The organism is Streptomyces sp. NPDC037054 (assembly GCF_055606745.1).
In genome coordinates this window covers 124,850-150,830 of the sequence record NZ_JBVJSJ010000018.1, presented here as the reverse complement: position 1 = coordinate 150,830, position 25,981 = coordinate 124,850, and the positions used below count along the sequence as shown (strand labels likewise).

At 72.1% G+C, this 25,981-nt stretch carries 24 protein-coding genes and 1 tRNA gene; 13 read left to right on the top strand and 12 right to left on the bottom strand.

All coding sequences use genetic code 11. The features are described from left to right. Positions 1-1,640: homocysteine S-methyltransferase family protein (locus ACZ7D7_RS32375; protein WP_470828979.1), on the bottom strand; the 1,640-nt coding region annotated here is incomplete at its 3' end. Between the two features lie 375 nt (positions 1,641-2,015). Here ACZ7D7_RS32375 and ACZ7D7_RS32370 point away from each other — a divergent pair. From ACZ7D7_RS32370 to ACZ7D7_RS32350, 5 genes are all read left to right on the top strand, one after another. Beyond that, entirely contained in the window at positions 2,016-2,780 is a 765-nt protein-coding gene (locus ACZ7D7_RS32370; RefSeq protein WP_470828978.1) for an IclR family transcriptional regulator, read from the top strand. A gap of 396 nt (positions 2,781-3,176) precedes the next feature. Further along, complete coding sequence (locus tag ACZ7D7_RS32365) at positions 3,177-3,971, top strand: MIP/aquaporin family protein (protein ID WP_470828976.1); 795 nt, start codon at positions 3,177-3,179, stop codon at positions 3,969-3,971. Between the two features lie 91 nt (positions 3,972-4,062). Then, positions 4,063-5,601, top strand: a complete 1,539-nt coding sequence (glpK, locus tag ACZ7D7_RS32360; protein ID WP_470828975.1) for a glycerol kinase GlpK — start codon at positions 4,063-4,065, stop codon at positions 5,599-5,601. Between the two features lie 9 nt (positions 5,602-5,610). Further along, positions 5,611-7,227, top strand: coding sequence for a glycerol-3-phosphate dehydrogenase/oxidase (locus tag ACZ7D7_RS32355; protein WP_470828974.1), 1,617 nt, complete (start codon positions 5,611-5,613; stop codon positions 7,225-7,227). Positions 7,228-7,546: 319 nt separating this feature from the next. Then, entirely contained in the window at positions 7,547-8,536 is a 990-nt protein-coding gene (locus tag ACZ7D7_RS32350) for a PAC2 family protein (RefSeq protein WP_470828973.1), read from the top strand. A gap of 87 nt (positions 8,537-8,623) precedes the next feature. Here the strand turns inward: ACZ7D7_RS32350 and mshC are convergent, their stop codons facing one another. The 4 genes from mshC to ACZ7D7_RS32330 form a co-directional block, all read right to left on the bottom strand. Beyond that, positions 8,624-9,853: a cysteine--1-D-myo-inosityl 2-amino-2-deoxy-alpha-D-glucopyranoside ligase gene (gene mshC / locus ACZ7D7_RS32345; RefSeq protein ID WP_470828971.1), complete on the bottom strand. Its 1,230-nt coding sequence runs from the start codon at positions 9,851-9,853 to the stop codon at positions 8,624-8,626. Positions 9,854-9,963: 110 nt separating this feature from the next. Continuing rightward, positions 9,964-10,797: an SCO1664 family protein gene (locus tag ACZ7D7_RS32340; protein WP_470828970.1), complete on the bottom strand. Its 834-nt coding sequence runs from the start codon at positions 10,795-10,797 to the stop codon at positions 9,964-9,966. Beyond that, positions 10,761-11,351 carry a DUF3090 domain-containing protein gene (locus ACZ7D7_RS32335; RefSeq protein ID WP_470828969.1) on the bottom strand — a complete coding sequence of 197 codons (591 nt, stop codon included), beginning with the start codon at positions 11,349-11,351 and terminating at the stop codon, positions 10,761-10,763. Before ACZ7D7_RS32335 ends, ACZ7D7_RS32340 begins: the two co-directional genes overlap by 37 nt. Positions 11,352-11,431: 80 nt before the next feature. Continuing rightward, positions 11,432-12,115 (bottom strand): histidine phosphatase family protein, encoded by a 684-nt coding sequence (locus ACZ7D7_RS32330; protein WP_470828968.1) that lies wholly within the window; start codon positions 12,113-12,115, stop codon positions 11,432-11,434. A 62-nt stretch (positions 12,116-12,177) separates the two neighbouring features. On the opposite strand from ACZ7D7_RS32330, the gene corA reads away from it, so the two are divergent. Continuing rightward, complete coding sequence (gene corA / locus ACZ7D7_RS32325; RefSeq protein ID WP_470828966.1) at positions 12,178-13,170, top strand: magnesium/cobalt transporter CorA; 993 nt, start codon at positions 12,178-12,180, stop codon at positions 13,168-13,170. Positions 13,171-13,218: 48 nt separating this feature from the next. Here the strand turns inward: corA and ACZ7D7_RS32320 are convergent, their stop codons facing one another. Together ACZ7D7_RS32320 and ACZ7D7_RS32315 are read right to left on the bottom strand one after the other, a co-directional pair. Further along, complete coding sequence (locus ACZ7D7_RS32320; RefSeq protein WP_470828965.1) at positions 13,219-14,007, bottom strand: ferritin-like domain-containing protein; 789 nt, start codon at positions 14,005-14,007, stop codon at positions 13,219-13,221. A gap of 203 nt (positions 14,008-14,210) precedes the next feature. Then, the gene (locus ACZ7D7_RS32315; RefSeq protein WP_470828963.1) at positions 14,211-15,266 is read right to left on the bottom strand and encodes an LLM class F420-dependent oxidoreductase; all 1,056 of its coding nucleotides are present in this window, start codon (positions 15,264-15,266) and stop codon (positions 14,211-14,213) included. Positions 15,267-15,413: 147 nt separating this feature from the next. Between ACZ7D7_RS32315 and ACZ7D7_RS32310 the strand changes: the two genes are divergently transcribed. Beyond that, positions 15,414-16,397 (top strand): aldo/keto reductase, encoded by a 984-nt coding sequence (locus ACZ7D7_RS32310; protein ID WP_470828962.1) that lies wholly within the window; start codon positions 15,414-15,416, stop codon positions 16,395-16,397. Continuing rightward, entirely contained in the window at positions 16,394-18,628 is a 2,235-nt protein-coding gene (locus ACZ7D7_RS32305; protein WP_470828961.1) for a helix-hairpin-helix domain-containing protein, read from the top strand. The genes ACZ7D7_RS32310 and ACZ7D7_RS32305 overlap by 4 nt, the downstream gene beginning before the upstream one ends. Positions 18,629-18,736: 108 nt before the next feature. Here the strand turns inward: ACZ7D7_RS32305 and ACZ7D7_RS32300 are convergent, their stop codons facing one another. Continuing rightward, positions 18,737-19,447, bottom strand: coding sequence for a hypothetical protein (locus tag ACZ7D7_RS32300; protein WP_470828960.1), 711 nt, complete (start codon positions 19,445-19,447; stop codon positions 18,737-18,739). Positions 19,448-19,494: 47 nt separating this feature from the next. On the opposite strand from ACZ7D7_RS32300, the gene ACZ7D7_RS32295 reads away from it, so the two are divergent. After that, entirely contained in the window at positions 19,495-19,683 is a 189-nt protein-coding gene (locus tag ACZ7D7_RS32295) for a DUF5703 family protein (RefSeq protein ID WP_190206279.1), read from the top strand. Between the two features lie 105 nt (positions 19,684-19,788). Here ACZ7D7_RS32295 and ACZ7D7_RS32290 read toward each other — a convergent pair whose 3' ends face one another. The 3 genes from ACZ7D7_RS32290 to ACZ7D7_RS32280 form a co-directional block, all read right to left on the bottom strand. Further along, a complete protein-coding gene (locus ACZ7D7_RS32290; protein ID WP_470828958.1) occupies positions 19,789-20,535 on the bottom strand; it encodes a chaplin in 747 nt (248 codons plus the stop codon). Between the two features lie 159 nt (positions 20,536-20,694). After that, a complete protein-coding gene (gene chpH / locus ACZ7D7_RS32285; RefSeq protein ID WP_470828956.1) occupies positions 20,695-20,928 on the bottom strand; it encodes a chaplin ChpH in 234 nt (77 codons plus the stop codon). A 135-nt stretch (positions 20,929-21,063) separates the two neighbouring features. Further along, positions 21,064-22,389, bottom strand: a complete 1,326-nt coding sequence (locus ACZ7D7_RS32280; RefSeq protein ID WP_470828955.1) for a M20/M25/M40 family metallo-hydrolase — start codon at positions 22,387-22,389, stop codon at positions 21,064-21,066. 209 nt (positions 22,390-22,598) lie between these two features. On the opposite strand from ACZ7D7_RS32280, the gene ACZ7D7_RS32275 reads away from it, so the two are divergent. Next, a tRNA-Leu gene (locus ACZ7D7_RS32275) sits at positions 22,599-22,683 on the top strand. Between the two features lie 62 nt (positions 22,684-22,745). After that, a complete protein-coding gene (locus ACZ7D7_RS32270; RefSeq protein WP_470828954.1) occupies positions 22,746-23,120 on the top strand; it encodes a YchJ family protein in 375 nt (124 codons plus the stop codon). A gap of 9 nt (positions 23,121-23,129) precedes the next feature. Here the strand turns inward: ACZ7D7_RS32270 and ACZ7D7_RS32265 are convergent, their stop codons facing one another. Beyond that, on the bottom strand, positions 23,130-23,831 hold the full coding sequence (locus ACZ7D7_RS32265) for a FadR/GntR family transcriptional regulator (RefSeq protein WP_470828952.1): 702 nt from the start codon (positions 23,829-23,831) through the stop codon (positions 23,130-23,132). Positions 23,832-23,968: 137 nt separating this feature from the next. On the opposite strand from ACZ7D7_RS32265, the gene ACZ7D7_RS32260 reads away from it, so the two are divergent. Beyond that, a complete protein-coding gene (locus tag ACZ7D7_RS32260) occupies positions 23,969-24,487 on the top strand; it encodes a gluconokinase (RefSeq protein ID WP_470828951.1) in 519 nt (172 codons plus the stop codon). A gap of 88 nt (positions 24,488-24,575) precedes the next feature. After that, positions 24,576-25,973 (top strand): GntP family permease, encoded by a 1,398-nt coding sequence (locus ACZ7D7_RS32255; RefSeq protein ID WP_470828949.1) that lies wholly within the window; start codon positions 24,576-24,578, stop codon positions 25,971-25,973. Positions 25,974-25,981 lie beyond the last annotated feature (8 nt).

The window sequence follows — 25,981 nt, the reverse complement described above, 5'->3', positions numbered from 1 at the left end:
TGGCGCCGCTTCAGCTCGCGGATGCCCTCGATGGTGGCGATGCCGTCCTTACGGGACTCCTCCTGGCCCGTGCAGATCGTGAACGTCAGACAGTCGACGAGGATGTCCTCCTCGTGGATGCCCCAGTTGCCGGTCAGGTCGGCGATCAGACGCTCGGCGATCTCGACCTTCTTCTCGGCGGTACGCGCCTGGCCCTCCTCGTCGATGGTCAGCGCGATCAGCGCGGCGCCGTGCTCCCGCGCCAGCTGCGTGACCTTGGCGAACCGGGACTCGGGGCCGTCGCCGTCCTCGTAGTTCACCGAGTTGATCACCGCCCGGCCGCCCAGCTTCTCCAGGCCGGCGCGGAGCACGTCGACCTCGGTGGAGTCCAGCACGATCGGCAGGGTCGAGGCGGTGGCGAACCGGCCGGCCAGCTCGGCCATGTCGGCGACGCCGTCGCGGCCGACGTAGTCGACGCACAGGTCGAGCATGTGCGCGCCCTCGCGGATCTGCTCGCGCGCCATCTCCACACAGTCGTCCCAGCGGCCCTCCAGCATCGCCTCACGGAACTTCTTCGACCCGTTCGCGTTCGTCCGCTCCCCGATCGCCAGATACGAGGTGTCCTGGCGGAACGGCACCGTCTGGTAGAGGGAGGCGGCGCCGGGCTCGGGCTGCGGGCTGCGCTCGGCCGGAGTCGCGCCCCGGACCTTCTCCACCACCTGCCGCAAGTGCTCCGGAGTCGTGCCGCAGCAGCCGCCGACCAGGGAGAGGCCGTAGTCGCGGACGAAGTTCTCCTGCGCCTGGGCCAGCTCCGGCGCGGTCAGCGGGTAGTGCGCGCCGTCCGAGGTCAGCACCGGCAGGCCGGCGTTCGGCATGCAGGACAGCGGCACGCGCGCGTGGCGGGCGAGATAGCGCAGGTGCTCGCTCATCTCCGCCGGACCCGTCGCACAGTTCAGGCCGATCATGTCGATGCCCAGCGGCTCCAGCGCGGTCAGCGCGGCACCGATCTCCGAGCCCAGCAGCATCGTGCCGGTCGTCTCGACGGTGACCGACACGATCAGCGGCACGTCGTGGCCGGTGGCCTCCATCGCGCGCCTCGCGGCGACGACCGACGCCTTCGTCTGGAGCAGGTCCTGCGTGGTCTCCACGAGCAGGGCGTCGGCGCCGCCGGCGAGCAGGCCCTCCGCGTTCTGCTGGTAGGCGTCGCGGATCGCGGCGAACGTGGTGTGACCGAGGGTCGGCAGCTTCGTGCCCGGGCCCATCGAGCCCAGCACCCAGCGCTGCTGTCCGGTGTCGCGGGTGAACTCGTCGGCGACCTCGCGGGCGATGCGGGCGCCGGCCTCGGACAGCTCGACGATCCGGTCCGCGATGTCGTACTCGCCGAGGGCGGCCAGGTTCGCGCCGAAGGTGTTGGTCTCCACGCAGTCGACACCGGCGGCGTAGTACTCGGCGTGGACCGAGCGGACGATGTCCGGGCGGGTGACGTTCAGGATCTCGTTGCAGCCTTCGAGGTTCTCGAAGTCCTCGAGCGTCGGGTCCTGGGCCTGGAGCATGGTGCCCATCGCTCCGTCGGCGACCACCACGCGGGTGGCGAGTGCCTCGCGGAGCGCGGACGCGCGGGTCCGGCTGTCGGGGGTAGGGGTCGGCGGCAACGAGGCCATGAAAGGGCTCCCTTTGATGCGACGGCTGTCGGCTTTGCGGCTGCCCGGGGAGAGCTCACCTAGAGCTTCCGGGCGATGACGCACGTCGCCAGGGTAGCCGGGACCGGGGGCCGATGGTCAGAGGGTCCAAGGGTCGGACGAGGATGTCGCTCGGCACGGCACCCGCGCGACACTGGGCGGCGCCGTGCCCTCCAGTGGGGGCGATCGCCACGCCGCGCAACGGGGCGACCGCCGCGCCGCGGACCGGCCGTTGAGGCAACGGGAATCGGCCGACCATTAGCGAGAGGTCGACATCGACCGGTAGTGTTCGACATTGCCGAACGGCGGCAGCGACGTCGCGAGTCGACGCTCGAAGGGGACGGAGGCAGGACGGCGATGGCACGGAACATCCAGTCGCTCGAACGGGCGGCCGCGATGCTGCGGCTGCTCGCGGGCGGCGAGCGGCGGCTCGGCCTGTCGGACATCGCCTCGTCCCTGGGCCTCGCCAAGGGCACCGCCCACGGGATCCTGCGCACCCTCCAGCAGGAGGGCTTCGTCGAGCAGGACGAGGCCTCCGGGCGCTACCAGCTGGGCGCCGAGCTGCTGCGCCTGGGCACGACGTACCTCGACGTGCACGAGCTGCGGGCGCGGGCACTGGTGTGGACGGACGACCTGGCCAGGTCCAGCGGCGAGAGCGTGTACCTGGGCGTCCTGCACCAGCAGGGCGTCCTGATCGTGCATCACGTCTTCCGGCCCGACGACAGCCGCCAGGTCCTGGAGATCGGGGCCATGCAGCCGCTGCACTCCACGGCCCTCGGCAAGGTCCTGTCGGCCTACGACCCGGTGGCGCACAGCGAGGCCCTGGAGGCCGACCGGAAGGCGTTCACCGACCGGACCGTCTGCGACATGGACGGCTTCGAGCAGATCCTCGACATGACACGCGCGCGTGGGTACGCGGCGGACGTCGAGGAGACCTGGGAGGGCGTCGCGTCCGTCGCCGCCCCCATCCACGACCGCCGCCGCATGCCGGTCGGCTCGGTGGGCATCACGGGCGCCGTCGAGCGGCTGTGCCGGGACGGCGAGCTGCGCCCCGAGCTGATCGCCGCGGTGCGCGACTGCGCCCGCGCGGTGTCCCGGGACCTGGGCGCCGGGCGCTTCTAGCCGGGCGCTTCCAGCGAGGCAAGTCCAGCTGGGCACGTCCAGCGGTACGACCCACCGCACACGGAGACCGGGACGTCACGGGGCGTTCCGGTCCGAGTCGTTCCCGCCGTCCGGTTCCTGCCGCTCCACGCGCGCATCCTCCGCCGCGGGCGGGGAAGCGATAGTCACCGACGATCAATAACGATCGTGCTTTCGATTACAGGGGCCTTGACGCACGTGTGACGCCGGGGCAAGACTCCCGTCCATCGGTCGGCATTGTCGAACACCTACCGGCAATACGCGCTAGAGTGTGACAACGCCAAGGGCCGGCATCGCTCTCATCTCCCTGAGGGCGCCAGAACTCCCGGAGGGACCCGGGGTTCGGCTTCCCCTGGACGAAGGACAAAGGAGTCGCGGGTGTCCAGCTCCGACATCTTCATCGGCGAGACCATCGGTACCGCCATACTCATCCTGCTCGGCGGCGGCGTGTGCGCCGCCGTGACGCTGAAGGCCTCCAAGGCCCGCAACGCCGGTTGGCTCGCCATCGCCTTCGGGTGGGGCTTCGCCGTCATGACGGCGGTGTACATCTCCGGGCCGCTCTCCGGCGCCCACCTCAACCCGGCCGTGACGGTCGCGCTCGCCATCAAGAGCGGCGAGTGGGGCGACGTGCCGGTCTACTTCGCCGGCGAGCTGCTCGGCGCTATGATCGGCGCGGCGCTGGTCTGGGTGGCGTACTACGGCCAGTTCCTCGCCCACCTCACCGACCACGAGATCGTCGGCGGGCCGGGCGCGCAGGACACCGCGGCCAAGGCCGTCGAGGCCCAGGAGAAGGGCGCGGGCCCCGTCCTGGGCATCTTCTCCACCGGCCCCGAGATCCGTAACCCGGTGCAGAACCTCCTGACGGAGATCATCGGCACGGTCGTCCTGCTGCTCGCGGTCCTCACGCAGGGCCTGAACGCCGAGGGCAACGGCCTCGGCGTCCTCGGCGGCCTGATCACCGCGCTCGTCGTGGTGTCGATCGGTCTGTCCCTCGGCGGCCCGACCGGCTACGCGATCAACCCGGCCCGCGACCTCGGTCCGCGCATCGTGCACGCCCTGCTCCCCCTGCCCAACAAGGGCGGCTCCGACTGGGGCTACGCCTGGATCCCCGTGGTCGGTCCGCTGATCGGCGGTGCCATAGCAGCGGGTATCTACAACGTCGCCTTCGCGTGAGCGTCATCGCCCGGAGCCGTCCGGCTCCCGCGAAGGCACCGCGACCCGCCGCCGACGCCGACCACACCCACGGAACTCCCAGGAGCACACAGTGACCGACGCCCACACCGCCGGCCCCTTCATCGCCGCCATCGACCAGGGCACGACCTCCAGCCGCTGCATCGTCTTCGACCGCGACGGACGCATCGTCTCCGTCGACCAGAAGGAGCACGAGCAGATCTTCCCGAAGCCGGGCTGGGTCGAGCACAACGCCACCGAGATCTGGACGAACGTCCAGGAGGTCGTCGCCGGCGCCGTCGCCAAGGCCGGCATCACCCGCGACGACATCAAGGCCATCGGCATCACCAACCAGCGCGAGACCACCGTGCTGTGGGACAAGAACACCGGTGAGCCCGTCCACAACGCCATCGTCTGGCAGGACACCCGCACCGACGCCCTGTGCAAGGAGCTCGGCCGCAACGTCGGCCAGGACCGCTTCCGCCGCGAGACCGGCCTGCCGCTGGCCTCCTACTTCGCCGGCCCCAAGGCCCGCTGGCTGCTCGACAACGTCGAGGGCCTCAAGGAGCGCGCCGAGGCGGGCGACATCCTTTTCGGCACCATGGACACCTGGGTCATCTGGAACCTGACCGGCGGTGTCGACGGCGGCAAGCACGTCACCGACGTCACCAACGCCTCCCGCACCATGCTGATGAACCTCCACACCATGGAGTGGGACGACAAGATCTGCGAGTCCATCGGCGTCCCGAAGCGGATCCTGCCCGAGATCCGCTCCTCCGCCGAGGTGTACGGCGAGATCACCGGCGGCAAGCTGGGCGACCTGCTCGGCGGCATCCCGGTCGCCTCGGCGCTGGGCGACCAGCAGGCGGCGCTGTTCGGCCAGACCTGCTTCGCCGAGGGCGAGACCAAGTCGACGTACGGCACCGGCACCTTCATGGTGATGAACACCGGCGACAAGATCATCAACTCGTACAGCGGGCTGCTGACGACCGTCGGCTACAAGATCGGCGACCAGGACACGGTCTACGCCCTGGAGGGCTCGATCGCCGTCACCGGTTCGCTGGTGCAGTGGATGCGCGACCAGATGGGGCTGATCTCCACCGCCGCCGAGATCGAGACGCTCGCGCTCTCCGTCGAGGACAACGGCGGCGCCTACTTCGTGCCCGCCTTCTCCGGCCTGTTCGCCCCGTACTGGCGCTCCGACGCCCGCGGCGTGATCGCCGGCCTGACCCGGTACGTCACCAAGGCACACCTCGCGCGCGCCGTGCTGGAGGCCACCGCCTGGCAGACGCGGGAGATCGCCGACGCCATGACCAAGGACTCGGGCGTCGAGCTGGCCGCCCTCAAGGTCGACGGCGGCATGACCTCCAACAACCTGCTGATGCAGACGCTCGCCGACTTCGTGGACGCCCCCGTGGTGCGCCCGATGGTCGCCGAGACGACCTGCCTCGGCGCCGCCTACGCCGCCGGTCTCGCCGTCGGCTTCTGGAACAGCACCGACGACCTGCGCGCCAACTGGCGACGGGCCGCCGAGTGGACCCCCCGCATGGACGCGGAAATCCGCGACCGTGAGTACAAGAACTGGCTCAAGGCCGTCGAGCGGACCATGGGCTGGCTCGAGGACGAGGAGTAAGAACCCGACATGACCATTCAGTCCACCCTGCAGTCCGTGCCTGCCCTGGGCACGCGCCCGGCCTTCGGCGTCGGCCCGAGCCGTGCCGAGACCCGGGAGCAGCTCGCCAAGGCGTCGTACGACCTCCTCGTGATCGGCGGCGGCATCCTGGGCATCTCCACCGCCTGGCACGCCGCGCAGGCCGGCCTCAGGGTGGCTCTGGTCGACGCCGGCGACTTCGCCGGTGCCACGTCGTCCGCCTCCTCCAAGCTGCTCCACGGCGGCCTGCGCTACCTGCAGACCGGCGCGGTGAAGCTGGTGGCGGAGAACCACTTCGAGCGCCGTGCGGTGTCCCGCCAGGTGGCCCCCCACCTGGCGAACCCGCTCACCTTCTACCTCCCCGTGTACAAGGGCGGGCCGCACGGCGCGGCGAAGCTCGGCGCGGGCGTGTTCGCCTACTCCGCGCTGTCCGCGTTCGGCGACGGGGTCGGCCACCTGCTGAGCCCGTCCAAGGCCGCGCAGGACGTGCCCGAGCTGCGCACCGAGAACCTCAAGGCCGTGGCCGTGTACGGCGACGACCAGATGAACGACGCGCGCATGGCGCTGATGACGGTCCGCGCGGCCGTCGAGGCGGGCGCCGTCGTCCTCAACCACGCCGAGGTGACCGGCCTGCGCTTCACCCGGGGCCGGGTCACCGGCGCCGAGCTGCGCGACCGGCTGTCCGGCGACGAGTTCGGCGTGGACGCCCGTCTTGTGCTCAACGCGACCGGCCCGTGGGTCGACCACCTGCGCCGGATGGAGGACCCCGGCGCCGCGCCGTCGATCCGGCTGTCGAAGGGCGCCCACCTGGTCCTGAAGCGCACCTCGCCGTGGAAGGCGGCGCTGGCGACGCCGATCGACAAGTACCGCATCACGTTCGCCCTGCCGTGGGAGGACATGCTGCTGCTCGGCACCACCGACGAGGTGTTCGAGGGCGACCCCGCGGACGTCTCCGTCACCGACAAGGACATAACCCAGATCCTCGACGAGGCCGCGTTCTCCATCCGCGACCAGCAGCTCGACCGGGACCTCATCACGTACTCCTTCGCCGGTCTGCGCGTGCTGCCGGGCGGCCCGGGCGACACCGCGAAGGCCAAGCGGGAGACCGTGGTGACCGAGGGCAAGGGCGGCATGCTGTCGGTCGCGGGCGGCAAGTGGACGACGTTCCGCCACATCGGCCGCACGGTGATGCAGAAGCTCCAGTCGCTGCCGGGCCACCCGCTCGGCGACGACTTCGAACCGATCTCCGCGCTGCCGAAGAAGCTGCCGCTGCCGGGCGTCGCCAACCCGCGCGCGGTCGCCCACCGGCTGCTGGTCGACCACCCGGCGCCGGGCCCGCGCATGGCCGCCGACACCGCCCGGCACCTGGCCACCCACTACGGCTCGCTGGCCTTCGACATCGCCCGCATCGCCAACGAGAACCCGGAGCTGGGCGAGCGCGTGCACCCGGACGCCCCGGAGATCTGGGCGCAGGTCGTCTACGCCCGGGACAACGAGTGGGCCGAGACGGCGGACGACGTGCTGCGCCGCCGTACGACGCTGACGATCCGCGGCCTGGCCACGGACGAGGTGCGCGCCAAGGTGCAGGACCTGCTCGACAAGAAGTGACGACAACGAGCAGCGGCCGGTAACCGCATCACGAGGCCACCCCGCCACGAGGCCACCGTGCCACGGGCTCCGGCCCGGGGGGACGGCTCCCCCCGCACGGGGAGCCGGTGCGAGGGGCGGCTCCCCGCCGACGGAGCCGCCCCTTCCGCATGCCCGCGGCGCCGTCCCGATCTCTCCCGCAGCGAACGCGCCGCGGGTGTTCGGGGGCCGTGGCCGGGGCAGTGATGGGGCACTGCTCCGTGCAAGGGGGCTGCGGGCGCCCGCGCGCCACGCCGTAAGGTTGGGGCGTACGTGAGGGCACGTCGGAAGGAGGCACTGGGTGATCGAGCTCGAGGGGGTTCCCGAGCTGATCGACCCGGTCATGGTGGCCGCGTTCGAGGGCTGGAACGATGCCGGCGACGCCGCCTCCACCGCGGTCGCGCATCTGGAACGGGAATGGAAGGGCGAGGTGTTCGCGGCACTGGACGCCGAGGACTACTACGACTTCCAGGTGAACCGCCCCACCGTGTGGATGGACGCCGGCGTCCGGAAGATCACCTGGCCGACGACCCGGCTGTCGGTGGTCCGGGTCGGCGGCGACAAGCCGCGTGACCTCGTCCTGGTCCGGGGCATCGAGCCGTCCATGCGCTGGCGCTCGTTCTGCAACGAACTGCTCGGCTTCGCCCATGAACTGGGCGTCGAGCTGGTGGTCGTCCTGGGCGCCCTGCTCGGCGACACCCCGCACACGCGCCCGGTGCCGATCAGCGGGACCACGTCCGACCCGGACCTGGCACGCCGGATGGACCTGGAGGAGACCAAGTACGAGGGTCCCACGGGCATCGTCGGGGTCCTCCAGGAGGCCTGCACGCACGCCGGCGTCCCGGCCGTGTCGCTGTGGGCCGCCGTCCCGCACTACGTGTCGCAGCCGCCGAACCCGAAGGCGACGCTGGCCCTCCTGAACCGCCTGGAGGACCTGATCGACGTGCGCATCCCGCTGGGCGAGCTGCCGGAGGACGCGCGCGCCTGGCAGGTGGGCGTGGACCAGCTGGCCGCCGAGGACAGCGAGGTCGCCGAGTACGTGCAGACGCTGGAGGAGGCCCGGGACACCGCGGAGCTGCCGGAGGCCTCGGGCGAGGCGATCGCCCGCGAGTTCGAGCGGTATCTGCGGCGCCGGGACGGAGCGGGCCCGACGGGGCCGGCCGGGCACGCCACGGAGGGCGACGGCCAGTCCGGCTCGCCGTACCTGCGGGACAACCCGAGCGGTCGGACGCGCCCGCCGAAGCCGCCGAAGGCGGGGGGCGCGGAGGACGAGGACTCTTCGGAGGACTGAGCGGGCCCTCGCTGATCGCAGCGGAACACGGGTGGGGGCGGTGCGCCGACGCGCACCGCCCCCACCCGTGTCCGTTCCCGCGCGTGTCTACAGGGCGACGCCGAGCAGCGCGTCCACCGCGCGGGAGACCACGCCGGGCGCGCCCTCGTCCGTGCCACCGGTGTCGCGCTGGAGCTCCGCCCAGCGGTCGACGGCGGCGAGTGCGGCCGGGGCGTCCAGGTCGTTCGCGAGCGCCTCGCGGATCTCGTCCACCAGGGCCTCGGCGGGCGGGCCGTCGGGCCGGGAGACGGCGGCGCGCCAGCGGTCGAGGCGGGCGAGCGCGTCCCGCAGCACCTGGTCGGTCCACTCCCAGTCGGCCCGGTAGTGGTGGGCGAGCAGGGCGAGGCGGATTGCGGCGGGGTCGACGCCCTCGCGGCGCAACTGCGACACGAAGACGAGGTTGCCCTTGGACTTGGACATCTTCTCGCCGTGCAGGGCGACCATGCCGGCGTGCACGTACGCCTTGGCCATGGGGAACTCGCCGGTGAGCGCCTGTGCGTGCGAGGCGCCCATCTCGTGGTGCGGGAAGACCAGGTCGGATCCGCCGCCCTGGATGTCGAAGCCCATGCCGAGGTGGTCGAGGGCGATGGCGACGCACTCGATGTGCCAGCCGGGCCGGCCGCGGCCGAGGGAGGCGCCGTCCCAGCTGGGCTCGCCCTCGCGGGCCGCCATCCAGAGCATGGGGTCGAGCGGGTTCTTCTTGCCCGGCCGGTCGGGGTCGCCGCCGCGCTCGGCGGACAGCATCCGCATGGCCGCGGCGTCGAGGTGGGAGACCGATCCGAAGTGCGGGTCGGACTCGACGGAGAAGTAGACGTCCCCGTCGAGTTCGTAGGCGGCGCCGAGGTCGCGCAGCCGCTCCACGAGCGGGACGATCCCGGGTATCGCCTCGACCGCGCCGATGTACTGCTTCGGGGGCAGCATCCGCAGCGCCGTCATGTCCTCGCGGAACAGGGCCGTCTCCCGTTCGGCGAGGCCGGCCCAGTCCAGGCCGTCCCGCTGGGCGCGCTCCAGCAGCGGGTCGTCGACGTCGGTGACGTTCTGGACGTAGTGAACCTGCCGCTTGGTGTCGAGCCACACGCGCTGAACGAGGTCGAACGCGTTGTAGGTCGCCGCGTGACCGATGTGGGTCGCGTCGTACGGGGTGATGCCGCAGACGTAGATACGGGCGACGGGACCGGGGTCGAGGGTGACGAGGCCGCCGGTCGCGGTGTCGTGGATCCTCAGGTCGCGGCCCTGACCAGGCAGGGCGGGGACCTCGGAAGCGGGCCAGGCATGCATGCCTTGAGCCTAACCGGACGGATGTTCCGTACACGAACGGGTTGGCGCCGGATGGCCGGTAAGGCGCTCTTGCGTCTTACCGTCCGGCGTGCCTGCGGTGCGGCGGCCGGCTACACGGGCGGCCAGGGGATCGCCGGCCACTCACCGCTCGGCTCCGGGTGGGTGCCGGAGGCGAGCAGCGCGTCGACACGCGCGCGCGTGGCGTCGAGTTCGGTGGCGGTGATCAGCGGGGCGAGGCGGGCGGCCAGCTGACCGCCCTCGGCGAGGCCGGTCCGCAGCTCCGTGAGGACGTCGGTCGCCTCCCGGGGCAGCGGCTCCCCCGCCCAGCCCCACAGCAGCGTGCGCAGCTTGTTCTCGGCGTTGAAAGTGACGCCGTGGTCGATGGCGTACAGCCGGCCGTCGACGGTGGGCAGGAGGTGGCCGCCCTTGCGGTCGGCGTTGTTGATCACGGCGTCCAGCACGGCGAGCCGGCGCAGCCGCTCGTCGTCGGCGTGCACGAGCAGCGCGGCGCGTCCCTCGCCGACGTCGGCGAGTCCGATCGCCTTCCAGCCGGGCGCGGGCTCCTCCGCCTCGACCAGGGCGAGCAGTTCGGCGTCGGGCGTCGCCTCGATCCACAGCTGGCACATGCCCTCGCCGTAGGGCCCGTCGCGCAGCACGGTGGGCGGCACGAGGTCCCAGCCGGTGGCCCGGGAGACCTCGTAGGCGGCGACCTCGCGCTGCGCGAGGGTGCCGTCGGGGAAGTCCCACAGGGGCCGCTCCCCTGCGACCGGCTTGTAGACGCAGGCCGCCTCCCGGCCGTCCAGCGTCACCGTGCAGTACAGCGCCGCGTTGGACGCCTCACGAATGCGTCCGCGCACCGTGAGCTCGCCCGCGGCGAGCAGTTCGGCGGCGGCCGCGCCTGTCGTCGTCACGCCCCTCGGCGGTATCCGTTCTGGCGCGGACATACGTGTCCTTCCGGGTCGAGCGGGAGGCTGCACAGCGGGCACGGCGGCCGCCCGGCGTTGACGACGTCGAGGGCGCGCTTGGCGAAGGCCCGGGCCTGCGCGCCGGTCAGCCGGACCCGCAGCATCGGGGGCCCGTTCTCCTCGTCCTGGAGCAGCCGCTCCTCGGCCTCGGCGAGGTCTTCCTCGGAGTCGGCGTCGAGTTCCACCAGGGCCTGGGCCTCGACGATCATGCACTGGTCCTCGCCGTCCCAGGCGAGCGCCATGGTGCCGACCCGGAACTCCTCCTCGACAGGGGTGTCCAGCGGGGCGGTGTCGGCGATCTCGTTGGGCGCCACGGCGGGGACGGCCGCGCTGCCGCCGCTGCGCCGTACGACCTCGTCGAGGAGCTCTTCCATGCGCTCGGCGAGCGCCGCGACCTGGGTCTTCTCCAGGGCCACGCTGGTCACCCGGGAGCCGGCCGAGGCCTGGAGGAAGAACGTACGGCGCCCTGGCAGTCCGACCGTACCGGCCACGAAACGGTCCGGTTGGTCGTAGAGGAACACCTGACGGGACACGTCCTGTCTCCATGGGAATCGGGGATGTCGGGGGAAGTCGATTACGGCAGCGGTCCGCTTCACCCTACTGCGGCCGACGATCACGGTGCGCCCGCGCCGCCTCCCACCGGGGCGTCGTCGGCCGGCGGCTCCTCGCGCGGCGCGAGGGACGCGAAGTCGCCGGTGTCGCCGAGCCGGAGGAGGAAGGGCCTGAGACGGGTGTAGCGGATCGCGGTGATGGAACACGGTTCGACGGCGATCCGCTGGAAGAGGTCGAGATGAAGTCCGAGTGCGTCCGCGACGAGGGACTTGATGATGTCGCCGTGCGAGCACATGAGGAACACGGCGTCGGGGCCGTGGTCGCGCTCCACGCGCGCGTTCCACTCGCGCACCGCCTCGGCGGCCCGGGTCTGCATCGCGCGCATGGACTCGCCGCCGGGGAACTGCACGGCGGACGGGTGGGTCTGCACGACCTCCATCAGCGGCTCGTCCTTGAGTTCGGCAAGTTTGCGACCGGTCCAGTCGCCGTAGTGGCACTCGCCGATGCGGTCGTCGGTGTGGGCGGTGAGCCCGCGCTCCTCCAGCAGCGGGCGGATCGTCTCCTGGCAGCGTTGCAGCGGGCTGCTGACGACCTCGGAGACCGGGAGACCGGCGAGCCGGCCGGGCAGTGCGGCGGCCTGCGCGGCGCCGCGTTCGTCGAGGGCGACGCCGGGCGTCCAGCCGGCGAGCAGCCCCTCGGTGTTGGCGGTGGAACGTCCGTGCCGGACCAGGATCAGCGTGGGCATGCCGCCCAGGGTAGGCGTACGACGACATGCCATGACCTCCGAGCGACAGGAGAACGCGCCCAGTGATCGTCGACTGTGCCATCTACCGCGACGGACAGCGGACCGACGGCCCCGAGGACCTCTCCGACGCCCTGGCCGGGGCGCGGGCGGCGGGCGGCTTCGTGTGGATCGGGCTGCACGAGCCGACGGAGTCCGAGTTCGACCGGGTGACCCAGGAGTTCGGGCTGCACCCGCTGGCCGTGGAGGACGCCCTCAAGGCCCATCAGCGGCCCAAGCTGGAGACGTACGACGACTCGCTCTTCCTGGTCCTGAAGCCGGTCGTGTACGAGCCGCGGAGCGACGCCGTCTCGACCGGCGAGGTCATGATCTTCCTCGGTGACTCGTTCGTGGTGACCGTCCGGCACGGCGAGGGCGCCCCGCTGAACACCGTGCGGCACCGGCTGGAGCGGGAGCCGGAGTTGCTCGGCGAGGGGCCCACCTCGGTGCTGTACGCCATCGCCGACGCGACAGTCGACCACTACCTGGAGGTGGCGACGGAGCTCCAGACCGACCTGGAGGAGCTGGAGGCGGAGGTGTTCTCGCCGGACGGCGGCGGGTCGCGGCACACCGCCTCGCGGATCTACACGTTCAAGCGGCAGATCCTGGAGTTCCGCCGGGCCACCGGGCCGCTCGCGCCGCCGCTGACCCGGCTCGCGGCGTCGGGGCCGTTCGGCGCGGTGCCGTTCGTCAACGACAAGGCCCGCCCGTTCTTCCGCGACGTGCACGACCACATCACGCGCGTGAACGAGTCGGTGGAGGCCCTGGACCGGCTGGTGTCGGACGTCCTGTCGGCGCACCTGGCGCAGATGAGCGTCCGTCAGAACGACGACATGCGGAAGATCTCCGCGTGGGCGGCCATGGCCGCGGTCCCCACGATGATCGCGGGGGTCTACGGCATGAACTTCGACCACATGCCGGAGCTGCGCTGGGAGTGGTCGTATCCGGCCGTGATCCTGGTGATGGCCGCCCTGGAGGTGTTGCTGTACCGGCTCTTCAAGCGGCGGGGCTGGCTGTAGGGGCCGGCTCCGGTCCGCTCGGCGGACGTCCGCTCAAGCGAACGTCCGCTAGGCGAACTCTGCCGAAGGGCTCGCGGGGCCGCCGAGGGCGTTGCGCCGCTGCGGCATCCGCAGGCTCACCATCCGGCGCAGGCCGCCGAGCCGCTCGTACACGTACACGGCGTGGATGCCCGCGGCGAGCAGCGCGGCCCTGGGGCGCGACCAGCCGAGGATGCGGCCCATGCGGGCCATGACGGCGAGGCTGACGTCGCGGTGGACGCGGATCTCGGCGAGGGCGCACTCGCGCAGGGTGCGCTGGATGGCCCGGCCGTGCCCGGCGCGCGCGAAGCGCAGCAACTCCTCGTGGCAGTAGGCGAGGTGGTTGTCCTCGTCGTGGGAGATCTGCTTGACGGCGCGGCCGATGTCCGGGTGGTCGGCGAAGAGTCTGCGGAGCAGTTCCATCTGCTCGGAGGCGCGCTGTTCGGTGACGCGGCTGTGCGCGAGGTAGGTGACGATGTCCTGCACGGTGAGGGGGTCGTCGCGCTTGAGCTTGTCGTGCGCGAGGCCGATGCCGTTCTTCTCGAGCAGCATCGTGTAGTCGGTCTCGGGCGGGACGGGGACGGGTTCGAGGCCGCGCCGCTTCAGCAGGGCGTTGAAGATGCGGCCGTGCTTGTCCTCGTCGGCGCCGTGCCGACTGATCATGGGGGCGAGGTCGCGCTCGGACTCCGGGACGAGCGCGGCGATGCGGGCGTTCTCCCAGCCGCCCTGGGACTCGCCGCTGGCGGCGATGGAGCAGAACAGGGCGAAGGACTCGTCGTGGTCGAGGATCTCCTGGAACAGACTCTTGGCCGAAAGCATCGTGGGCACCTCTCTGCAGGATCCGCGAAGAACGAGTCAAATGCGCGGAACGAGGGGCTGCAACCGATGTGTCGGACAACTCCGCCAAAAGAAGGAGCACCGGGGGCGCGAAGGGGCGTAACCGGGCGGGGGTCCCGCGCGTTGTGCCCCGTGACGGCCGTGGCGGGGAAGACCCCCGAGCCCCCACCACGGCCGCTGAACTCTCAGGCGAGACCGGCGCGTTCGAGGGCCTCCGTGCCGGCCCGCAGGGCGGTGAGGCGCTCGTCGAGCGTGAAGCCCGCCGGGGCCAGGGTCAGGGTGGTGACGCCGGCCGCCGCGTAGGCCTTCATCCGGTCCGCGATGCGGTCCACGGAGCCGAGCAGGGTCGTGGAGTCGATCAGGTCGTGCGGTACGGCGGCCGCGGCGCCCTGCTTGTCGCCGGACAGGTACTTGTCCTGGATCTCGGCGGCCTCCTTCTCGTACCCCATGCGCCCCGCGAGCTGGTTGTAGAAGTTCTGCTTGCGGCTGCCCATCCCGCCGACGTAGAGGGCGGTGTAGGGGCGGAAGGTGTCGGCGAGCGCCGTCACGTCCTTGTCGTCGCCGACGGCGAGCGGGAGGGTCGGGCAGATGTCGAAGCCGTCGAGGGTCTTGCCGGCCTTCTGGCGCCCGGCGCGCAGGTGCTTGACGGCGGTGTCCTCGAGGTGGTCGGCCGACGGGAAGATGAGCAGGGCTCCGTCGGCGATCTCGCCGGTCTGCTCCAGGTTCTTCGGGCCGATCGCGGCGATGTAGAGCGGGATGTGCTCGCGCTGCGGGTGCACGGTGAGCTTGATCGGCTTGCCGGGGCCGTCCGGCAGCGGCAGCGTCCAGTGCTGGCCGTCGTGGGTGAGGCGCTCGCGGCTCATGGCCTTGCGGACGATGTCCACGTACTCGCGGGTGCGGGAGAGCGGCTTGTCGAACTTGACGCCGTACCAGCCCTCGGAGACCTGCGGTCCCGACACGCCGAGGCCGAGGCGGAAGCGGCCGCCGGACAGCGAGTCGAGGGTGGCGGCGGTCATCGCGGTCATCGCGGGCTGCCGGGCCGGGATCTGGAAGATGGCCGAGCCGACGTCGATGCGCTCGGTCTGGGCGGCGACCCAGGTGAGCACGGTGGCCGCGTCGGAGCCGTAGGCCTCGGCGGCCCAGCAGACGGCGTAGCCGAGCCGGTCGGCTTCCTGGGCCACGGCGAGGTTGTCCCCGTCCATTCCCGCGCCCCAGTAGCCGAGGTTGATCCCGAGCTGCATGGCCGATCCCCTTACCGATGAGTAACGTCCCTTGGGTCAGACCTTAGCGCGGGCCCGGCACGGGCGGGGAGTGCGGGAGCGCGCGGGACGAAATCGGTTGTCCACAGGCCCCCACCGAGCAGGTTCCGGCCAGTAATCTCGGCGTTCATGGAGCAGAGGCATCTCGGTCGCACCGGCCTGCGCGTGTCCCGCATCGGTCTCGGCACCCTCACCTGGGGGCGGGACACGGACGAGCACGACGCCGCTGACCTCTTGAAGACGTTCTGGGAGGCGGGCGGCAGCCTGGTCGACACGGCCGACGTGTACGGCGACGGGGAGGCCGAGTACCTGCTCGGGAAGCTGATCGACGGGCTCGTGCCGCGCCGGGACCTGGTGATCTCCACCAAGGCCGGCAGTGTCCCGGACCCCGACCGCCGGTTCGACGGCTCGCGCGGCCATCTGCTCTCCGCGCTGGACGCCTCCCTCTCCCGGCTCGGCACGGACCACGTGGACGTGTGGCACGTGCACGCCTACGACCCGTACACCCCGCTGGAGGAGACCCTCCAGGCGCTCGACCTGGCCGTGAGCAGCGGGCGCGCCCGCTACGCCGGGGTGTCCAACTTCTGCGGCTGGCAGCTCGCCAAGGCCGCGACCTGGCAGCTGGCGGCGTCGGGCGTGCGGACGCGGCTGGCGAGCACGCAGATGGAGTACTCACTGCTGCAGCGCGGCGTGGAGCGCGAGGTGCTGCCGGCCGCGCTGGACCTCGGCGTCGGGCTGCTGCCGTCCTCGCCGCTGGGGCGCGGGGTGCTGACCGGCAAGTACCGCACGTCGACGCCGGCCGACTCGCGGGGCGCCTCGGAGCACCTGGCGCCGTTCGTCGCGCCGTACCTGGACGACACGGCGAGCCGGATCGTGGACGCCGTGTCGACGGCCGCCGACGGGCTCGCGGTGACGCCGCTCCAGGTGGCCCTCGCCTGGGTCCGCGACCGGCCGGGCGTCGTCGCACCCATCATCGGCGCGCGCAACGCGCAGCAGCTCACGGCCGCGTTGTCAGTGGAGGCGCTTAGTCTTCCTGACGAGATCTGCCGGGCGCTCGACGACGTGTCGGCGCCGGTGCACCGCTATCCCGATCACGACTGGAGCACGCTGTGAGCACGGAGCCCGAGACCCCCGGGACCACGGAGGAAACCGAGCCGGGGACCGCGGGAGCCGACGGGCCGACCGGGGTCGAGGCCGAGGCCGGGGCCGGCGCGGAGGGCGCCGAGTCGGCGCGGGACGCCGCCGACGGGGCCGACTCGGGCGGCACCGAGGGAGCGGACGCGGAGGAGGCCAGGACCGCGGCTCAACTGTCCGAGGCCGAGGCCGAGTTGCGTGCCCAGCAGCTGGAGCGGGAGCGCATCGAGCGGCGGAAGGCCGAGAAGAAGGCGCCGATCGAGGCCGGCACCAAGCTCAGCGGCAAGGCGGCCGACCTGCTCGCCGCCGTACGGGCCGTGGAGAGCGGCGACAAGCCGGTGACCGCCGTCTTCGCCGAGCCCGAACCGGCCCCGCGCCGCCCCGCGCCGGAACCGGTGCGCCGCCCGCAGCCGCCGGCGGCCGGGCCCGCGCCCGCCGCGCCGGCGCCGGAGGCCGTCGACGGCGTCCGGGCCGTGCTGGGCCGGGGAGGGGCGCCGGAGACGCTGGCGCCGCAGGTCGCGGCCGTGCTGGGCGAGGGCGCGCAGGAGCAACTGGCGGCCGATCCCTGGCAGTTGCTGCGGGTGTCCGGGGTGCGGCCCGAGCAGGCCGACGGGTTCGCGCGGGCGCTGCTCGGCCCTGAGTGCGGTCCGGACGACGAGCGCCGGGGCCGGGCGGTCACGGCCTGGCTCCTGGAACAGGCGGCTCTCGCCGGGCACACGGCGCTGGAGATGTCCACGCTGACCGCCGCGCTGGCCAAGCAGGGCGTGCCGGACCCCGGCTCCGCCGTGCAGAGCGCTCTCGCGGAGGGAGAGGCCCTGGCCTTCCAGGACGCCCTGGACGAGCCGGGCACATCGGCGCCGGCACCCGTCGGGGCCGACGCGGAGGAAGGCGGGGAGGAGGGCGAGGAGGAACGGCCGGTCCGTGTCCTCGTCGGTCTGGAGCGGTACGCGCTCGCGGAGGAGTCCCTCGCCGACGGACTGGCCAGACTGGTCAACTCGGCGCCCAAGGAGGACGGTTCGGCCGAGGAGTGGGAGCGGGCCGCCGCCTCGGCCGGGGGGTCGGCCGGCGAGCTGATCCGCGCGGTCGCGGGCCACGGCCTGGTCCTGCACACCGGCGGCGAGGCGTCCCTGGCCGAACCGGCGGCGCTGCTCGGCACGGCACACGGCCTTGGGCTGCGCGCCTGGGCCGCCACCCACGGCCCGCTCGGCCGGAACCGCTTCGCGGCCCTGCTGCGCACGGCCGGTGCGGCCGAGCCGCCGGTCGCCACCGTCGCCGGACTGCTGGCCGGCGGCGAGGGGCCGGGGCGGGACGCGGACGGCGCGCTCGACCTCGACCTGCTGGTCGTGCTGGACGCGCCGCAGCTCGACGTGGAGACGGCCGCCCTGCTCACCGAGTCGCTGCCGGACGGGGCCCGCCTGGTGCTGGCCGGGGACCCGGCGGTGCTGTGGTCGGCCGGCCCCGGCAGGGTGTTCGCGGATCTGCTGGCCGCCAAGGCGTGCCCGCAGATCGCCTCGCGGCGGCCCGACCCCGGCCCGCTGGGCGAGCTGGTGTCCGCCGTCGGCGTCGGCGAGCTGATCCAGGTCGAGGCGCCCGGCAAGGAGGTCGTGATCGTGCCGGTGCGGGACGCGGGCGAGGCCGTGCACCGGACCGTGCAGCTCGTCGCGGACTCGGTGCCGCGGGCGATCGGCGTCCCCGCCGAGGAGACGCAGGTCATCACCCCGGGACACGGCGGCGCGGTCGGCACGCGCGCGCTCAACGCGGCGCTCAAGGAGCGGCTCAACCCGGGCCCGGGCCGGTTCGGCGGCTTCGACCCCGGCGACCGGATCGCCTACTCCCCCGCCCCCGGGCGTACGGTGCCGGGCCGCGTGGTGAAGGCGGACGCCGACGGGCTGCACCTGTCCTGCGCCGATGAGGCCGTCGTCGTGCCGAAGGAGCGGGTGGAGCAGACCGTGCGGCACGGGTGGGCGCTGACCGCGCACCAGGCGGTGGGCGGCCGGTGGCCCGCCGTGGTCGTCGTCCTGCCGGGCGACGCCGCGCAGGCGCTGAGCCGGCCCTGGGTCTACACGGCGTTCAGCCGGGCCGACCGGCACCTGTCCGTCGTGCACGGCGTGGAGCAGGCGCTGCCCCGGGCCGTGGCCGAGGTCCCGGCCAAGCCGCGCACGACCCGGCTGCCCGCGCTGCTCGCCCCGCAGATCCCGACCGCGGGCTGAGCCGCGCGCCGGCCGACGGGAGCACACGGAACGGCGGCGGTCACGGGGCGCCTCCCCCGCGACCGCCGCCGTTCTCGTGCGGATGCGTGCACCGGCTCGGTCGAGCCGTCAGCGGTCCGAGTCGAGCGGTTCCAGTTCGTCGTCGTCCTCGTCGAGGGTGTCGGGATCCGGCCCGTCCTCGTCGTCACTCACGTCGTCTTCGTCTTCGTCATCGTCGATGTCGTCGTCGAACACCGCGCTGACGTCGAAGCGGCACACCACCCGCTGCGCGTCGACCTGCTCGAACGGCGCCTCCAGCCACTCGCCGGCGTCGGCCGGTTCGTCGGCGGCGGTCACCCAGAGCGTGGAGTCGCCCTCCTCCAGGCCGAACTCCTTGTGCCGGGAGGCGATCTCGTCCGGTTCGAACTCGCCGAAGAGGATGCCCAGCGCCCCGTGGACGGTGCCCGAGACGTCCGCGCCGCTCTCGTCGTCCGCCGCCTCGATCCGCTGGGCCTGCGCCAGCAGCCGCTGCGGCTCCGCCACGGTGTAGTCGCGGCGGATCAGCACGCTGAGCGCGCTCGGCTCCTCGGGGCCCGTGTACGGCGGCAGCGTGTCGTCCGTACCGGGGATCTCGAAGGGCGTGACCTCGTCGTAGCGGTCGTAGAGCAGCTCGTCGTACGCCTCGGCGGCCGCGGCGAGCTCGTTGAACGCCTCGTAGACGGCGGGGTCGTCCTCACCCGACCGGCGTTCGACCGCGGCCAGGTGGCGGTCGAGCGCGGTCTTGACCGCCTCGGCGGCGGCGCGTACCTCGGCAGCGGTGGGCTGCGCAGCATCAGACATACCGCAGACGCTATCCGTACCGGGCGGCTGCCCGCACAATAGATGCGATGCCGGAATACGAATTTGTCGACGTGTACCTGCCGCGCGGGGTCTCCCGCAAGGAAACGACACGTCTGCTGACCGACCACGCCGAGTACGGACACTGGGAGTTGTACCGTCTGAGCCTGCTGCGCGACGGCAGCCGCAGGGTTCGCCTGCGGCGGCGGATCATCCGCCAGGTCCGCGCCACCTGGTGAGACGGACGTCCACGAGACGACGACCGGCCGAGAAGGCCGACGAAAGTCGACGAGAAACGAGCGGGTCCCGCCGACGCGGGACCCGCTCCGCCGCGCTCCTGGCTCCTAGGCCGAGGCGCGTGCCCTGCGGTACAGCACCGCGCCCGCGAGCACCGCGCCCGCGCCCACCGGCAGGACGACGCCGAGCGGCAGGCTGCCACCGGTCTGCGCGAGCTGCTCGTTGCCCTTGGGCCGGGTGACGGTCTGCGGGCCCGGCTCGTTGTCGACCGGCGTGACCGGCTTGTCGGGGCGGTGGGGCTCCGACGGCTTGCCGGGCGGCGGCGTCTCGTGGTCGCCGGGCGGGGTGGTGTGGCCGCCCGAGTCGTTCTCGCAGTTGTTGCCCATCGACGGGTTGAGCACGCCGACGACGTCGATCGAGTTGCCGCAGACGTTCACCGGCACGTCGATCGGCACCTGGATGTTGTTGCCCGAGCCGACGCCGGGCGAGCCACCGGTCTCGCCGTCGGCGTGCGAGCCGCCGCCGCCCGATCCACCGCCGTGCGAACCGCCGCCGCCGTGGCTGCCCCCGGAGCCGCCGCCGTGCGAACCGCCGCCGGACGGGCCGCCGTCGCTCTCGTTGGCGCACTTGTTGCCCATCGACGGGTTGAGCACGCCGACGACGTCGATCGTGTTGCCGCAGACGTTCACCGGCACGTGCACCGGCGCCTGCACCGAGTTGCCGGACAGCACGCCCGGCGAACCCGAACTGCTGCCGTGCGCCCCCGAGTCGGCGTGGGCGGCACCGCCCACCCCGGCGAGCACGCCGGTCGCCGCCGCCACGGTCATGAGGCCCTTGCGGGTGACCTGTCGCATTTCCTGATTCCCCTGCCTTCGCGCTTGACTCGAATTTCCCCGAATTCCCCGGATCTCCCAAAGCTTCGCGGTACTCGACCGCGAAAAGACCGGTCGGCCCCGGAGCGCATGGCGCGCACTCCGGGGCCGACGGTGTGGACGCCCCTCAGCGGGTCGGCGTCACTTGTTGACGCAGGTGTTGCCGAAGGCGGGGTTCAGCAGACCGATCACGTTGATCGTGTTGCCGCAGACGTTCACCGGCACGTGCACGGGCACCTGGACAACGTTGCCGGACAGGACGCCCGGGGAGTGCACGGCGGCACCCTGGGCGCCCGCGTCGGCGACGGCCATGCCCGCGCCCGCGAGAACCAGCCCACCCGTGGCAGCCGCAGCAGCGACGACCTTCTTGATCATTATTCCTCCTTGTTGGCAATGCGGTCTCAAAAATTGCGGACCGCATCACCAGTAACGAGGAGGGTGTAATCAGGCTACGAACCTATGGTCGCATTCACTCTTTCCAGTCAGAGCCGCACGCATGGACGATTACGATCACGACGCGTCGAGGAACCTGTCGAGCACGCGTACGCCGAATTTCAGGCCGTCCACCGGCACCCGTTCGTCGACGCCGTGGAACATGCCCGCGAAGTCCAGCTCCGGCGGCAGCTTCAGCGGCGCGAAGCCGAAGCAGCGGATGCCGAGGTCGTCGAAGGACTTGGCGTCGGTGCCGCCGGACAGCATGTACGGCACGGCCCGCGCGATCGGGTCCTCGGCGCGCAGCGCGGTCTGCATGGCGTCGACGAGCCTGCCGTCGAAGTCGGTCTCCAGCGCCTTGTCGGCGTGCACGTCCTCCCGCTTGACGCGCGGGCCGAGGATCCGGTCGAGGTCGGCGAGGAACTCCTCCTCGTAGCCGGGCAGGAAGCGGCCGTCGACGTGCGCGGTGGCCTGGCCGGGGATGACGTTGACCTTGTAGCCGGCGCCGAGCATGGTGGGCGCCGCCGAGTTGCGCAGCGTCGTGCCGATCATGCGGGCGATGCCGCCGAGCTTGGCGAGGGTCTCGTCCATGTTCTCGGGGTCGAGCTCGGTGCCGAGCGCGTCGGACAGTTCGTCCAGGAAGGCCCGTACGGTCTTGGTGACGCGGACGGGCCACCTGTGCCGGCCGAGGCGGGCGACGGCTTCGCACAGCTCGGTGATGGCGTTGTCGTCGTTGGTCATGGAGCCGTGCCCGGCGGTGCCGTCCACGGTGAGCCGCATCCAGTGCATGCCCTTCTCGGCGGTCTCGACGAGGTAGAGCCGCAGCTTCTCGTTGACCGTGAAGGAGAAGCCGCCGACCTCGCCGATCGCCTCGGTGACGCCCTCGAACAGCTCGGGGTGCTTGTGCACGAGGTGCTTGGCGCCGTACGTGCCGCCGGCCTCCTCGTCGGCGAGGAACGCGAGGACGACGTCGCGCGGCGGCTTGCGGCCGCTGCGCAGCCGGTCGCGGACGACCGCGAGGGTCATCGCGTCCATGTCCTTCATGTCGACGGCGCCGCGGCCCCACACGCAGCCGTCGGCGATCTCCCCGGAGAAGGGGTGGTGGGTCCAGTCGTCCGCGTTGGCCGGGACGACGTCGGTGTGGCCGTGGATGAGCAGCGCGGGCCGCGACGGGTCCTCGCCCTCGATGCGGGCCACCGTCGAGGCGCGTCCGGGGTGCGACTCGATGATCTTCGGCTCCAGCCCCACCTCGGCGAGTTTCTCGGCGACGTACTCGGCGGCCTTGCGCTCGCCGGGGCCCGAGTGGTCGCCGTAGTTGCTGGTGTCGATCCGGATCAGCTCGCGGCAGAGGTCCACGACCTCGTCCTCACCGGTGACGCCCTTGGCCGTGTCCGTCTCGCTCACGTGCTTCCTCCCACTGTCACTGCTGGTAGGTCCCCCTCATCCTCCCCCTCCCGGCCGCCCTGCCCAAGACCGGTCCCGGCCCGTCACACGGCGTTCACGCCCGGGGGTGGAGGGCAGGGCGGGGGCGGGGCGGGGGGTGATCGGCCACCTCCGAAAGCCTGGTAATGTTTTCCCTGTCGCCGCGGGCAGGCCCGCGCGACAGACACCTTGTCCGGGTGGCGGAATGGCAGACGCGCTAGCTTGAGGTGCTAGTGCCCTTTATCGGGCGTGGGGGTTCAAGTCCCCCCTCGGACACACGAAGCGTGAGGGCCGCGACCGCGAGGTCGCGGCCCTCAGGCGTTTCCCGGAGGGTGACCATGACGACGCGTACCTGCCCGTGCGGGCTCCCCCAGGCCTACGAGGCGTGCTGCGGGCGGTTTCATTCCGGGGCCGCGCGGGCCTCCACCGCCGAGGCGTTGATGCGGTCGCGGTACTGCGCCTTCGTGCGGCTGGACGCGGCGTACCTGCTGCGCACCTGGCATCCGCGGACGCGGCCGGCGCAGCTCGACCTCGACCCCGGGACGCGGTGGACCGGGCTGGAGATCCTGGAGACGAGCGGGGGTTCCGCCTTCCACACCACCGGGACGGTGACGTTCCGGGCGTCGTTCCGGGGCGGCTCGCTGCACGAGCGGAGCCGGTTCGAGCGGGTCGACGGGGCGTGGGTGTACGTCGACGGGGAGTTCCTGAGCTAGGGCCCGGCTTCAGGGCGCCAGGATGTCCAGTTCCTGGAGGGCGCCCACGGTGATCTCGCGGGTCAGCTGCTCGGCACGGTCCGCGTCGCCCTCGCGGACGGCCTCGGCGACCTGGACGTGCAGGGTGACGGCGGCCGGGTCGGGGTCGTCGAACATCACGGCGTGGTGGGTGCGGCCCGCCAGGACCTCGGCCACGACGTCCCCGAGGCGGGCGAACATCTCGTTGCCCGAGGCGTTGAGGATCACCCGGTGGAAGGCGACGTCGTGGAACAGGTAGCCCTCCAGGCGGTGGCCGCGCGAGTTGGCGACCATGCCGAGGGCGCACTCGGTGAGTTCGGCGCACTGGGCCGCCGTGGCGTTCTTGGCGGCGAGTCCGGCGGCGACCGGTTCGACCGCGGAGCGCAGCACCGTGAGGGAGCGCAGCTGGTGGGGGCGGTCGGCGCCGGCCAGGCGCCAGCGGATGACCTGCGGGTCGTAGACGTTCCACTGGGACTTGGGGCGGACCGTGACGCCGACGCGGCGGCGGGACTCCACGAGGTGCATCGACTCCAGCACCCGGACCGCCTCGCGCATCACGGAGCGTGAGACGTCGAAACGCTGCGCGAGTTCGTCGGTGCGCAGAACACTGCCCGGCGGGTACTCGCCCGCGGTGATCTCGGGACCGAGGGTGTCCAGTACATGGCCGTGCAGGCCCCGGCCCGTTGTGCTCATGCACTCAGCGTACGTGCCGGATCACGGGAACAAAAAGTCAGACTTATATGTCACAGCCTCTTGAATTCGTCGTACCTAATGGGTTTCAGTGGCGTCGACATCACGTGTCGACGAAGACATCAGACAGCGAGGCAGCGATGAACACCCCTCATGTCGTCGTGGTCATGGGCGTCGCGGGCACCGGCAAGACCACCATCGGTCCCCTGCTCGCCGCCCGGCTCGGCGTCCCGTACGCCGAGGGCGACGACTTCCACCCGCCGGCCAACATCGCCAAGATGACGGCGGGCACGCCCCTGACCGACGAGGACCGCCGGCCGTGGCTCGACGCCATCGGCGACTGGGCGCAGGGCAGGTCCGGGCTCGGCGGGGTGGTCAGCTCCTCGGCGCTGAAGCGGTCGTACCGCGACCGGCTGCGGGCCGCCGCCCCCGGCGTGGTCTTCGTGCACCTCACGGGCGACCGCTCGCTCATCGAGGACCGGATGTCGCACCGGCAGGGCCACTTCATGCCCACGGCGCTGCTCGACTCCCAGTTCGCGACGCTCCAGCCGCTGGAGCCGGACGAGCGGGGTGTCGCCGTGGACGTGTCCGGCAGCCCGGAGGAGATCACCGAACGGGCGGCGCGCGCCCTTCAGACGCTTCCCGAGCCCCTTCGGTGAGGCCCGCCCCGGGGCGTCCCCCACCGCCCCGGGTCCGGTCCCCCCACACCCCTTCCCCCCATCCCCGTAACCGCAAGGGAACCCCACCGTGACCAGACTCAGCGTCGAGATGCTGGCAGCGGACCCCGTCGAGCCCATCACCACGGCCGGTCATGCCCAGTTGGGCATCGCCGTGCTGGCGGGCATCGCCGTGATCGTCCTGCTCATCACCAAGTTCAAGCTGCACGCCTTCCTGTCGCTGACCATCGGGTCGCTGGCGCTCGGCGCGTTCGCCGGGGCGCCGCTCGACAAGGCCATCACCAGCTTCACCACCGGCCTCGGTTCCACGGTCGCGGGCGTCGGCGTGCTGATCGCGCTGGGCGCGATCCTCGGCAAGATGCTCGCCGACTCCGGCGGCGCCGACCAGGTCGTGGACACCATCCTCGCCAGGGCGGGCGGCCGTTCGATGCCGTGGGCGATGGTGCTGATCGCCTCGGTGATCGGCCTGCCGCTGTTCTTCGAGGTCGGCGTGGTGCTGCTGATCCCGGTCGTGCTCATGGTCGCCAAGCGCGGCAACTACTCCCTGATGCGCATCGGCATCCCGGCGCTGGCCGGTCTGTCCGTCATGCACGGCCTGGTGCCTCCGCACCCCGGTCCGCTCGTCGCGATCGACGCGGTGGACGCCAACCTCGGTGTGACGCTGGCACTCGGTGTGCTGGTCGCCATCCCGACCGTGATCATCGCCGGTCCGCTGTTCTCGCGGTTCGCCGCCCGCTGGGTGGACGTGCCCGCCCCCGAGCGGATGATCCCGCAGCGCGCCTCGGACGAGCTGGAGAAGCGGCCGAGCTTCGGCGCGACGCTCGCGACGATCCTGCTGCCGGTCGTGCTGATGCTCGCGAAGGCCCTCGTCGACATCGTGATCGACGATCCCGAGAACACCGTGCAGCGTGTCTTCGACGTGATCGGCTCCCCGCTGGTCGCACTGCTGGCCGCCGTGCTCGTGGGCATCTTCACCCTCGCCCGGCCCGCCGGCTTCTCCAAGGAGCGCGTCTCCGGGATGGTCGAGAAGGGCCTCGCCCCGATCGCGGGCATCCTGCTGATCGTCGGCGCGGGCGGCGGCTTCAAGCAGACGCTGATCGACTCCGGCGTGGGTCAGATGGTCCTGGACATCTCCGAGGACTGGTCGATCCCGGCGCTGCTGCTGGCCTGGCTGATCGCGGTGGCGATCCGGCTGGCGACCGGTTCGGCGACGGTGGCGACCGTCTCGGCGGCCGGCCTCGTCGCGCCGCTCGCGGCCGACATGTCGACGACGCACGCGGCCCTGCTGGTCCTCGCGATCGGCGCCGGCTCGCTGTTCTTCAGCCACGTCAACGACGCCGGCTTCTGGCTGGTGAAGGAGTACTTCGGGCTGAACGTCGGCCAGACCATCAAGACCTGGTCGGTGATGGAGACGATCATCTCGGTCGTCGCGGGCGGCATCGTCCTGCTGTTGTCCTTGGTGATCTAGCGACCGTA